The sequence below is a fragment of the Mucilaginibacter sp. PPCGB 2223 genome, assembly GCF_001705515.1.
Taxonomy (GTDB): Bacteria; Bacteroidota; Bacteroidia; order Sphingobacteriales; family Sphingobacteriaceae; genus Mucilaginibacter.
This window is the reverse complement of sequence record NZ_MDJS01000002.1, coordinates 253,480-266,386: the sequence shown is the minus strand read 5'-3', so window position 1 is coordinate 266,386 and position 12,907 is coordinate 253,480. Positions and strand designations below refer to the sequence as shown.

7 protein-coding genes are annotated in these 12,907 nt (G+C 46.0%); all 7 read right to left on the bottom strand.

The window, feature by feature from the left end; translation table 11 throughout:
- Nucleotides 1-40: 40 nt before the first annotated feature.
- The 7 genes from BEL04_RS11815 to BEL04_RS11785 all read right to left on the bottom strand — a co-directional run bounded on the left by BEL04_RS11815 (nt 41) and on the right by BEL04_RS11785 (nt 12,756).
- On the bottom strand, nt 41-1,216 hold the full coding sequence (locus BEL04_RS11815) for an alginate lyase family protein (RefSeq protein ID WP_066004016.1): 1,176 nt from the start codon (nt 1,214-1,216) through the stop codon (nt 41-43).
- Nucleotides 1,217-1,356: 140 nt separating this feature from the next.
- On the bottom strand, nt 1,357-3,510 hold the full coding sequence (locus tag BEL04_RS11810) for a TIM-barrel domain-containing protein (RefSeq protein WP_066004015.1): 2,154 nt from the start codon (nt 3,508-3,510) through the stop codon (nt 1,357-1,359).
- An 82-nt stretch (nt 3,511-3,592) separates the two neighbouring features.
- Nucleotides 3,593-4,576, bottom strand: a complete 984-nt coding sequence (locus tag BEL04_RS11805) for an alpha-L-fucosidase (RefSeq protein WP_066004014.1) — start codon at nt 4,574-4,576, stop codon at nt 3,593-3,595.
- Nucleotides 4,577-4,586: 10 nt separating this feature from the next.
- The gene (locus BEL04_RS11800; RefSeq protein WP_066004013.1) at nt 4,587-7,154 is read right to left on the bottom strand and encodes a glycoside hydrolase N-terminal domain-containing protein; all 2,568 of its coding nucleotides are present in this window, start codon (nt 7,152-7,154) and stop codon (nt 4,587-4,589) included.
- 112 nt (nt 7,155-7,266) lie between these two features.
- Nucleotides 7,267-7,965, bottom strand: coding sequence for a hypothetical protein (locus BEL04_RS11795; protein ID WP_066004011.1), 699 nt, complete (start codon nt 7,963-7,965; stop codon nt 7,267-7,269).
- Nucleotides 7,966-7,984: 19 nt separating this feature from the next.
- Nucleotides 7,985-9,493 carry a RagB/SusD family nutrient uptake outer membrane protein gene (locus BEL04_RS11790; RefSeq protein ID WP_254659566.1) on the bottom strand — a complete coding sequence of 503 codons (1,509 nt, stop codon included), beginning with the start codon at nt 9,491-9,493 and terminating at the stop codon, nt 7,985-7,987.
- A 125-nt stretch (nt 9,494-9,618) separates the two neighbouring features.
- Nucleotides 9,619-12,756, bottom strand: coding sequence for a TonB-dependent receptor (locus BEL04_RS11785; RefSeq protein WP_066004008.1), 3,138 nt, complete (start codon nt 12,754-12,756; stop codon nt 9,619-9,621).
- Between the last annotated feature and the right edge of the window lie 151 nt (nt 12,757-12,907).

Below are 12,907 nucleotides of genomic sequence, written 5' to 3'. Positions count from 1 at the left end.
AAGATTTGACAACTTTTAAAAAGTTGTCAAATCCAAACGCTTAATCCATCCAGATCAGCGGATGCCGTACCGGCAAATTCCTGATCACCTCTTCAACTTTCGGGTCGTGATTGAGGCGCTTCCAGGTGTTGAGCCATTCAACGTTCTGATAAGCCATCGCACCAAACACCAGCGAAGGCTGTGCTACGGGCCACTCGTCCCAATACATCACATCGTGCGCAAAGGGCCACTTGCTTTTATCGTTAAGAAAAGGGTATAAATAACTGATTGCTGTTTTTATCGAGCGGCCGTCAACTGTCTGATACTCCCAAAGATTATTGTTTTTGGTAGATAGTATCTGACAAAGTGTAGTCAAGGCATCCAGATCAAAAATGGAATAGCCAAATGGTTTGGTACGTTTCAGCTCCAGCGGCAGGCTTCCATCGGCCGCTACCTGGTTTGGCAGAAAAATGTATTTATAACGGTTGCTACAGCTATCCATCACCGTTTGATTATGCGTAAAACGTGCAAAGCAGGCGGTTTGCATAGCCCAGCAGGTACCGTGATTATTTTTAGCCGCTTTTTCTTCTGCTCCGTTTTTGCTGGTGGTTAACCATACGATGTATTGTGCGAACCAATCTTTAACGCCTCTTACCACGTTTTTATCTATGGCTTTGTCGTTTTCCATCGCCATCAGGCCCTGTACTACTTCCATCAGTTGAATGGTATCGATAATACCGATACCCCTGCCGGTAGTAATACCTTTTAAGGCCTGCGCATATTGCAGGTTAGGGTTCATCAACGTTTCCGGATCAATAAACCATGCTCTAAGATGCACGATAGCGTGTTTAACATATTTAACATCATGCGTAAGTTTGTAAGCAGATGCCAATGCACCGATGATCCTGCTAAAACGGATCATCGCCAACCGGTGCGCCACAAAGTTCTCGGGGTTGGTCATGCCATCCCTTTGGATGTACGGACCGTTCGGGTTTTTAGGATCGGGCCACCAGTAATCGCCTTCCGAATAAAAATCGTGCTTACCGCCCGCGCTGCGGCTGCAGGTTTCGGCTGTTACTGTTATCGGTTTCTGCTGCATGGCCCACTCGGCCTCGGCCATTACACTTTTGCGTAGCGTGGCAATAATTTCTGTTTTAAATGCGGGCTCATCGGCAGGTTTTACCATAGTAAAGGCCGAAAGCGAAACGAATAAAAAAGCGGTTATAATATTTTTCATATCCTTAGTTTAGCGAAGATATACGCTTAAAACATCAAATTATTCAGCGATATTAGCAAGATGCCTTAGGCACGGATTGACCTTGATACTTGCGTTCGTTTGTAACGAGCGCTTAACGTGTTCTGGCGATTGCATCGCCTCTACTCCGTCATCATTTTAAAAGTAACCTTACCCACGGTATTTGGTTTGCCGGCTGCCGCGTTGCTGATACTGCCTTTTAACTGACCATTTACCTTTTCAACCTTGATATCCCTAAAGCTGTACTCGCCTTTTTCGTAATTAAAAGTTTCGCCGTCGTCGTCATATAAGCGATATACGCCGGGCTTATCGCCGTAATAACGCACTTCGATATCTACTTTGTCACCTGCCTTTGGCGCATGCAGCATAGCGGGCATCATGGGGATAATACCGCCGTCCTTTACATACACCGGTATCTTGTCCAAACCCGGCGTAACGGTGATTACCTGCCCATCGCCGGCCAGCTTGCCGGTATAAAAATCATACCATTTACCTTTGGGTAAGATGACGGTGCGGGTTGTTTGCCCGGTAAACATGGGTGCTACCAGGATATTTTCACCAGCCATGTACTGGTCTTTTATTTCTTTTTGCGACGCCTCTTCGTACGGGTTTTCTTCGAGGTTTACTTTCTTCTTAGGCGCGACATCTTTTGCTACCTCAATACCTTGAAAGCCCGGCTCCAAATTCATAGCCCTGAACGGCGGTATGCCCTGAAAGTGGTATTTGGCAAACTCGCTGTACCAATATGGCATCATCTGCATACGCAGGTTAGCCAGTTGTTTTACCAGCTCGGCCACTTCGGGGAAAGTCCAGGGTTTGGTACCGCTGGCCCAGGCATTGATCATCGCCATCGGCGAAAATATGTTCGATTGGAACCTGCGCAACCATTCCTCGGCAGTTTTTGAGGCGCGTACTTCTGGAGTCCACAATACGCCGGCAAAACCACTGTTAATTAAAGCCGTAATAAAATCCTGGTGGTTATAATAATCGTTGTAAATAACATAAGGTAACCTGCTGCCGCCACCATTTGATGCGCGCACCAAACCATAAGTGCGCTGGTTTTTATCGTGGTATAACTCGGTAATGTAGCGCTGCATCATCACTCCGTAAGTTTGGCGCATTTGCTCGGCGCTATGGCCCGACGGAAAAACTGCCACATCGGGCCACAGGTAAACATCGCCACCATCAACCTCGTCCATTTTATAACCGCTTACGCCGATATCCACTTTATCTTTACCCAACTGGCCGAAAAAGATCTTCCTGGCTTCGGGCATGCTGATATCGGCCACGGCCCCGTTCCAAACGGTAAAAGTGCCGGTATAAGGCAGAATATTTTTATAGATCGGTGCCTCGGGCGATATGTATGGGTTAGTCCATAAATTAATGCGGATGCCTTTTTTCAGCATATCCTGTACCAGTGCTTTAGGTTCGGGGAAACGGGTTTTATCCCACTCAAAAGTACAAGGGTACGATTTGCTTTGCCAGCCCGGCTCCAACCCGATAAAATCCAACGGATAGCCTTTATCTTCAAAAGCCCTGGCTTCTTCGGCAACGCCGTTGGCATCGGTTAAGCGCTGCATACGCTGGGTAAAGCCCAGGCCCCAGCGCGGCGGCAGGCAACCACCACCATTTAACAGGTTATACCGGCGCACAGCGTCCATAGCCGTTGGCCCGCCAAATACGTAGATCTCGGCTCCTTCGGCAGGTACCAGCATCTCTACATTATCCGAATAGGGTTTCGATACCCAATTCTTATCCAGGTTCCTGTCCTGCACTTTGGCCGGCGTTTTGCTATCGCGCATCACGGCAGTACCGGCGTAAACTTTAATGTAACGGGCACAATTGATAAAAACGCCGTATCCTTTGGATGATACATAAAAAGGTGTGGGGCAATGCGTATGCCCATCGTCCTTACCGGCATAATTGTCTACATGCAGGGTTAATATTTTACCGCGCTGGTGCACGGTTTGAAAGTTCAACCCGAAACCATATAACTGCTCTTCCTTTTCGAGCGGGAAGCTCAGATAGGTTTTACCATCAATAATTTTAGCGCTGATATCCGCCTGCTGCAAGGGAAATTTGGTTTCGCCCATTTCGGCCAGGCCGGCATGGTAAGGCACAGCGCCTCCGGCCTTCAGCAGGTCGAAAGCTTCGGGTTTGCCGGCAACAGCTTTCCATATGCCGGGTTCAACCTCATTCCAGTTTAATTGCTGGGCATTTAATGATATTGCGGCAAGCAAAAACAAACCACATAAAGCGTATTTCAAAAATTTCATATCAGGCTTACAATGCCGCAATTAATGTATAATGGACAATTGTTTGTTATCGGGTGTTGGCTTGTTATTCAGCTTTTTTGCCTTAACGGGATATGGTTTTGCCTATCGCACTTAACTGTTCAATATATGCCGGATAGATTAACCCACTGCTTTGTATGGGCGCGTCCCAGGTCATGGCGCCGCCTGCATCGTTTATTTTTTTGGTATAACCGATGATCTGCTCCAAAGTAAAACGCGGTTTGCCCATGCCCCATTTTTCGCCAAGGTTACTCAGGGCATGTATCTGTTTGTCATCTACCTTACCATCGTATGGGTGGTTAATGGTCACCAGGTCGTCTTTATTGATCTCGCCGGCAATGTAGTCTTCGTAAGGAGTAATGCTGCTGAGCCGGTAAAAAACTCCCGGGTTAAAACCTACAATACTGTTAGGGTTACCCGCCCGTGCCGCGGCCGCGAAGCTTTTAAAATTGGGCGTGGTTTCAGTACGGTACATGATATTGGGCCAGTAACAACCATCAAACCACCAACCATCAACTTTTGTACCCCATCGTACCGACCATTCCCTGATGATCTGTTCCCAGTTGTTTTGAAATTCTTTGTTAGGATGCGGGCCGTTTTGCCATTGTAAAGCTCTTTTAGCTGTCGAATCGCCGTTAGGCGCACCCGATGGCATGTAAACGATGAGTTTTAAACCGCGTTTATGCAAAGCGTCCGACAGGTCGGCTATCAAATCGCGCCTGGAGCATTTGCTTGGTTTAATGCCGACTATCTTATCATAAGTGCTATTCGGTGCATCATAAAAGCCCGAGTTTTGCCCGATGGTAAATATCATGTACGATGCGCCAACACCTTTAACCTGGTCGGCTAAAGCATTCACATCAAAATGATCGATCAGTTCGTTCCATTTGGCTACATCAATTTTAAGGTTCTCGGTTTGGCGCAACCAGTCGGGCAGGTAATGCGTCATCACACCAAATTTTGCCTTTTGCATCCAGGCAGCCCTATCCTGCGCATGCACCTTGATACACAGTAAAAGCAGCAATAAAAAACAACAGCGTTTCATCATTAGTGTTTATTTATAAAGGTACGATGGTATATTTTTTACCTTTTTCGGTTTTAAAATCGATGGTGTATTGTTTAGCTACAGGCAGATCGGTTAGCGTTACTCCATCTTTCTTTTGATATTCCGGCTTAGGCTCGCACTGATCCAAAGTGTTTGGGTTTGCACCTGATGCCTGTTTGAATGTTACTCCAGCAACCTTTATTGGCGTAGCGCTGCTCACCCTGCAGTTACCGCCGTCGTTCGAAGTAATTACCGCTTTGTTCAATTTGCCATTGCTCCAGTTAATAGTCACTTCAAAGTTGCCGCGGGCTTTAATACCGCTTATACTACCGCTTGGCCAGGCATCAGGCAGGGCTGGCAATAATTCAAGCGCGCCGGTGTGGCTTTGCAGCAGCATTTCGGTCATACCTGCCGAGCCGCCAAAATTGCCGTCGATCTGGAATGGCGGGTGCGCATCGAACAGGTTGGGGAAAGTTCCGCCACCTGTCATCTTAATGGTCGATGTCGGGTCGATAAAATTGAATGCCGAAGCCAGTATTTTATAAGCATGGTTACCATCGTGCAAACGTGCCCACCAGTTTACCTTCCAGGCCATCGACCAGCCTGTACTTACATCGCCCCTGAAGATCATCGACTGTTTAGCTGCCGCAGCCAGGTCGGGCGTGCTTTCAACCGAAATAAACTTACCCGGGAACAAACCAAACAGATGCGAAATATGGCGGTGCGTATCTTTCGGGTCGTCCCAATCCTGGAACCACTCCTGTAACTGCCCGTACTGCCCAATGTGTAAAGGATATAATTGTGTTTCGGCCTTTTGCAAACGGGTTACAAATGCGGCATCAGTATTTAAAGCTTTCGCGGATGCGATGCAATTGTTGAACAGCTCGCGGATGATCGACATATCCATGGTGCTGGCCATGCTGATCTCGTATTCCTTACCGTTAATCTTAACCGAGTTTTCTGGCGATACCCCGGGGTTAGTAATGAGGTAACCTGTTTTAGGATCTTTGATGAGCCAGTTGAGCATAAACAAGGCCGCGCCTTTCATCAAGGGGTAACCAGTTTTGCTTAAGAACACCTTATCGCCGGTAAACAAATAATGTTCGTACAAATGCGTACTCAACCACGCCCCGCCCATTGGCCATGCCGAATAACGCGTGCTGGCTTTCGGGTCGGTATCGTAATTGCCTACGGTTGATGTTTTGGCCCAGATATCCGAGTTGTGGTGCTCAACCCAGCCTTCGTTGATGTTGTAATTTATTTTAGCCGTTTTAGCTCCGTTAACAGATAACTCTTTTATAAAATCGAATAGCGGTTGATGGCATTCCGGAAGGTTAGTGTTTTCGGCCAGCCAGTAATTCATCTGGGTATTAATATTGGTAGTATAGTTGCTGCCCCAGGGTGGTTGTACGGCATCGTTCCAGATGCCTTGCAGGTTTGCCGGCGGCGTACCTGGCCTTGAGCTGGCTATCAGTAAATAACGCCCGTATTGGTAATATAAGGTTTGCAGCTGCCTATCGGGGGTATCAAAGTTAAAATGCCTCAAACGCTCATCGGTAGGTTGTTTCAACATCCCCGCATCGGCACCCAGATCGAATTTTACCCGTTTAAACAGTTTTTGGTAATCGGCAATATGGGCTGCTTTCAGCTTATCATAACCATTTTTTAATGCGTTATCCATGTGAGCGTTTGCTGCCATTGCCGGATCTTTACCCTGCAAACCCGGCGAATGATCAAAACCGTTAAAGCTGGTAGCTTCGGTTAAATATAAGGTCACGGCGTCGGCGCCGGTTATCTCTAATATGTTGTTATTGGTTTTGATTGACCCGCCCGAAGCTATTGCCTTCAGATCGATCCGGAAGTTCATCCCTTCGCCTTTGGCATCATCATACACTACCTGCTGGGGTTCGTAATCGCGGTTGGCTACATATTTAGGCGCTTTACCTTTAAGCACCAGCTCATCATTGCTTTTTTCGGCTACATTAAAATGCAGCTTGCTGCTTAGGCTCGCGGCAAAATTAATTGCACCTTTTTTATCCGCGGTAATGCGCACTGCCATTACCCTGCCAGGATAACTTATCCAGGTTTGGCGGGTATAGTTTACGCCATCGGCTTTATATTTTACTGTAGCGATGGCGTTGTTCAGGTCCAGATCGCGATAGTAATTGCTGGCTGTAGTATCGTTAAATTTAAAATCGAGGTGCAGATCGCCCAAGGGCAGATACCTGGCCGAGTAAGTACCCTGCAAACCTTTTTTAAACAGAGCTGCACCTTTGGTATAATCGCCATCAAAAATAGCCTGGCGTACCTGGGGCAAATACTCAGGGCCCCTGGGGTTGTTACCATCAACCGGGTAGCCCGACCATAGGGTATGATCGTTGAGCTGAAAACGCTCGTGCACAACCTTGCCAAAAACCATTGCCCCGGTAGTGCCGTTGCCTAAAGGCAGGGCTTCTTCCCATGCGGTTGCCGGTTTGTTGTACCATAGTTTAAGGTTGTTATCATACTGATGCCTTTGGGCAAAGGCTACTTCGCTTATTAACAGGGCAGTAGCGAAAGCGGCATATTTAGTTAAATTCATTTAAAAGGTTTGAGGTAAGATAGCTGACAGTGGATTAAATTAAAAAAGTTAACAGGGTGCTGTATATAACACTCTGTTAACTTATATTAAAGAGGGGGGTATTACAATTTAGTTATTGCGGTAAATTAGGGTTTACAGCAACCGACATTACATCCACAACGCCATTGGTTGCTAATAAATCGCTGGTATTTACGTTCATCGATCCATTCAATTGTATTGGATAGTCGGATGTATTGCTTGGCGACGCATTAAGCACCTTAATGGTCATCGTCGACGTTGGGTTTGGTATAAACGGTGCCGAGGTAAAGTTAAATTTAAAGTTCACCGGGTTTGTGGCATAAGTGCCTGGCGCAAGCAGGGTATTGGCTACGACGTCGTATACCGGCAAATTATAGTGCGTATATTGCCCCTGCAAAATCAGGTATTGCAGGTAATTTTTTACATCCGCTGCGGGGTAACTCTTCCAACTGGTACCGGCCTTATTTGCGGAGGTAAATACTCCCGCCCAAACTGCTTTAGCTGCAGCCTGGTTTAGAAACAAATAGGTGCGGTTAGGCTTAATGTATTCGTTGGTATCAATACCCGAATAGATGATCGCGTCGTACATCCTGCGGAACAGGGTATCGCTTGGCGTAGCGTTTTGATACGCACGCGACTTTAAGTATGCCCACGCTGTTTTGTTGAGATGTGCATCGAGGGTATCTGTTGTGCTGCGGGTAAAGTCTTTCTGCAACTTCATACAACCGGGCATGATGATTGCCGCCGACGATAACACCACCAGCATTATTATGATATATTTGATCTTTTTCATTTCGATTATGCTTTAATGATTAATAGCCGGCATTTTGGGTTAATAAACGGTTAGCATTAAGCGCGTTTTGACTTAACGGCCAGTATATCTTATTCAAATCCTGGAAACCTGTTTGTGCGGTACCAAATATCCGTTGACGACGCGATACTATCGGGTCCATCACGGTTTTCACATTGCCTGTACGCACCAGATCGAACCAACGCTTACCTTCGCCGAATAACTCATATTGTCTTTCCAGCAAAATAGCATTCTCCATAGCTGCAGTAGTGGTATATTGCGTTGCCGGAATTGGAGTAACCGTTGTTGCCGGTGGAATTGGGTTCCTTGCCCGCACATAAATAAAGTTGAGGTATTTAAGCGCGTTAACCAGGTCGCCGGTTTGGGCGTAGGCCTCGGCCAGGGTTAAATAAATATCACTCAAACGATACATTACCAAATAAACATTTAAGTTTAATGCTGTTTGGCCAGTTGCAAGGATGTTGGCTGCGTTATAGTTGGTAACAAAGTATTTCAAAGTTTTGTCGCCGTGAGCCAGGTACGAGCCGGTTGGTGTAGCAAGGGTATCTATCGTTTTACCAAAACGGGTATCCACTTTGTTATTCTTTTTCCATCTAAAGTAAAGCGCCGTATCCATTTGCGCCGGGTTATTACTTAACTGGGTGGTCATAGGCAAACAGGCGCAGCCATTTACTGTATTATCCCAGTTGATGCTCCAAATACCTTCTGGTGATGCCGCCGGAGTAAGAAATGCGTTCTTCCAGGTAGCCTGACTTTCCAGGTTGGTAGCAGATGTGCCGGTATAAGCAGTACCCAAAGGCGATTTTGCTGTAAACAGCTTCTGTATCCAGGTAATAGCATTTTGATAGTCAGACTGGCTGCCATTTGGCTGACCTGCGCGCCACATGTACACATCGGCCATCATAGCACAAATTGCGCCTTCGTTAATATTCCAAACAACCGGGGTTTGGTTTTTTTGGATCAACGAGTAAGCTTTAGTCAAATCGGGAATAATCACCGAATCGATAATTTGCGCTTTAGGCACTCTGGTTTTCGCCGGCGGCTGGGTTGCATCGGTATAAGGCGTTGTCCATACTACGGCATCACCCCAAACCCTAACAAGATAAAAGTAGCATTCGGCACGCATGGCATAGCTTTGTGCCAACGCGTTGTTTACAATGGTTGCAGTGGCCAGATTATCGTACTGAGGAACCTGTGGTATGTACTTGATATTGGTATTGGCCCTGTATATAGTACGGTATAAACCACCCCAATCGGCTGTCGCGTTGTTAATGGTAATGGCATTAAATGATAACTCGGTAGAGGTATTGTTGTTATACTGGCCACGGTCAAAATTATCCGACCGGCCTTCGCCCCAATAATTGTATCGGCCACCATACGCTTCTGTCTTATCGCCTCCCGCATCGCTTCCGGTACCCGGGCCGGTCATCTCTTCCTGGAACGAGGTATACATACCCGCTAAAGCCGCGGTTATATCCTTGTTACTTCTGAAGTACTGATCCAAGCTCACTGAATCTAACGGATTTTCCGTTACATCTTTAGTGCAACTGCTTATCACTCCAACTATGCAGGCAAAGACAGTAACACCTATAATTCTTTTTATTATTTTATTGCTAAAATTCATCTTCGTAGTTTTTAGAAACCAATGTTTACGCCAAAACCAATCTCTCTTCTTTTTGGATACTTACCGTTATCAAACCCAGGTGTGAGCACTGAGCCGCTAAATTCAGGGTCGAACCAGCTATAGTCGGTCCAGGTAAGCAGGTTATCACCGTAGGCGTATACCAGGAAGCTTTTAGCGCGGATCTTCGATATCAGTTTCGGGCTGATTGAGTAGGTCAGTTTTACGTTAGCCAGCCTGATGTACGAGCCATTTTCCAGGTACAAGCTATTTGTACCGTTGCTAATGTCGCCATAAGTATCTTTGTTAGTAAATAACGGATATTTGGCAATATCGCCCTGATGCAACCATGAGTTATAAATGGCGTCGACAGTAGGTGGCGAATAGGTTGAACTGTTGGCATTCTGGCCATTGGCTGTTGAGTTATAAACTTTATTACCGAACGATGCATTGAAGGTTACGTTTAATGTAAAGCGTTTGTAGGTAAAGTAGTTGGTTAAGCCAAAGAAACGCGGTGGTATACCGTTACCTAAAATCTGCTTATCATTAGCATCAATTACACCATCGTTGTTAACATCCTGCCATATAACGTTACCGCCTTTCAGGGTTAAACCATTACGGGTAAGCTGGTGAATAGCGCCGGTATAAGGTACACCGTTATCCAGGAAACTGGTAGCGGTTTTACCATCGGCCGATACGCCAACCGGGGTAAGTATGTCACCATTAGCTGCGTACGAGTTTGACACATCATACTGGTACACACCTAAGTTTTTGTACAGGTAAAAATCGCCTACATGGCCGCCTTCCTGTATAATGTACGAGCCCGTATACATGGTGGTATGGTTAGCCAGAGCTGTAATTAAACCGGCCTGTTGGAAGGTTGCGTTAGCGCTGATATTCCAGTTAAAGTCTTTGCTTACGATAGGCGAACCGGTTAAGGTAAGCTCCAAACCGCGGTTATCTATATCGCCCAGGTTAACCGTTACTGTACCCGAACCTGTTTCTTCAGGCAGGGCTGTAGGATATAATAATCCGCTGGTTTTTTTAATATAATACTCTGGTGTAAAGGTTAAACGGCCTTTCAGGAAGGTCAGATCCATACCAAAATTTTGGGTAGTGGTGGTTTCCCATTTAATGGCATTGTTACCCAATACCGAAGATAATGCCGCCGAACTGTTTCCGTTATATGAGGCATTGGTATTGTCACTTCCGAAGTTGATTAGCGTTGCATAAAGATAATTCTTAGATAATTGATCGTTACCTAACTGTCCGAAGCTATAGCGCAATTTACCATCATCCAGGAACTTCCTTGTCCAGCTCATGAACTTCTCGTCGGTAAAGCGCCACGCGATAGCGCCCGAGTAAAAGTTACCCCATTTGCTATTGGGGCCGAACCTTGAAGAACCGTCGCGACGGTATGTACCGGTTAAAATGTATCGCGATTTGTAATCGTAACCCAAACGGCCAAATAACGACTCAGTGCCAAATGCAGTGGCGCTTGTGCCGGTTTTGGTTAAGTCAACAATACCTACGTTTGAGGTATATACCAGCTCGCTCAGGTAGTTGTTATCGCCTATATCATACTCATCGCTTCTAAAATGCTCGCGGCTAAAACCTAAAGTACCATTTAAATTATGCACGCCTTTAAAGGTGTGGTGATAGTTTAAGAAGGTTTGCACCTGGTATGAGAACTGACGGACATCAGTACTGCTACCCACGTCGGCACCGGTACCACCGCTGGTTAAAATAGTAGGCGTAAACGATTGGGTAGTTGGATTGTTCAATTTTGCGTTAAAGCTACCGGTCAACTTCAGGTCTTTAGTAAACGAATAGATAGCCGACACATTATACTGTGCCAGGTAGCTGGTTGCGCCATTGGTTTGCAATAAGGCATAAGCAACCGGGTTACGTTTTGATTCTACATAGCTTGCCAATGTACCGTCAGGGCGATAGATCGCTGTCCATGGGTTACGCTCAAATATTTGTTTGATACTTGTACCAACCGGGATATCATTACCTGTTTGGTATGCGAACGACAGATTATTGGTCACCTTGAACTTCTCATTCGGTTGAAAATCAACGTTGATAGTAGATTGCAGCCTTTTGATGTAGCTGTTGATCACGATCGATTGATCATCGATATAGCCGATACCAGTATAATAGGTTAAGCCTTTTTGGCCACCGCTTATACCCAGGGTATAGGTGTTTTTATTGGCTGTTCTGAACAACAGATCCTGGTAATCGTTATCAGCGTTCAGGTAATGGTTTACCGAATCCTGGTTGATGCCATTGTTACCATCACCGCGGTTTTTACGATAGTAGCGCAGATCGTTTGCTGAAGTTGTAGGCAGGCTGTGAGCCAGTTTACCAAATAAATGGCCGTAAGTAGCTGTTATTGAGGGCTTACCTTCCTGCCCGCGTTTGGTAGTTATTAATATTACACCGTTAGCGCCGCGCGAACCATAAATAGCTGCCGAAGCGGCATCTTTCAAAACCTCGATCGAAGCGATATCGGTAGGATTAAGGTAATTAGCATCGGTGCTGATCACACCATCAATTACGTACAATGGGCCGGTGCCCGAGTTTACTGTACCGGCTCCACGGATAACGATGGTACCTTCGCCTGATGGGTCGCCGTTATCGTTGGTAACCAAAACGCCGGCGGCCTGGCCTTGCAGAGCATCAAATAGCGTTACCGGCTGGCGTTCGTCAATTTGTTTAGCGCTTACGGTGGCTATAGAACCTGTCAGGTCGCGTTTTTTAACTTCCTGGCCGTAACCGGTTATCACAACCTCGCTCAAATCGTTCGAGGTTTCCTTTAAAGTGGCGTTAATTGTACGGCGCGTGCCTACCACTTCTTCGTGCGGGTTGTAGCCAATATAGCTAAATACCAGGATTGCTTTATCATCGGCTACTGATACGGTATACTTACCATTAATATCGGTAACTACACCGGCAGTTGTACCCTTTACTTTTACAGTTACCCCTATCAGCGTTTCGCCTTTGGGGTCGGTAACGGTACCGGAAACTTTGATACCGGCATTTTGTGCATGCACTATTGATGCACTGATCAATAAAACAAGCATCAGCAAAGATAGCCGCAAAATGTGGCCGCCTGCCGTCGTAATTTTTTGAGTAAATAGTTTGACCATAATACTAATTGAGATTAGGATTCTGTTAATAATTAAGGAGTTAATTAAAAAATACCGGGAAAATTTAGAGAATAGAGGTGCGTCATAATTTGGTTCATCATCATTTTGGTTAAAGTGGTTTGGAGAAAAACTTGGTTATAAAATTGGTTAA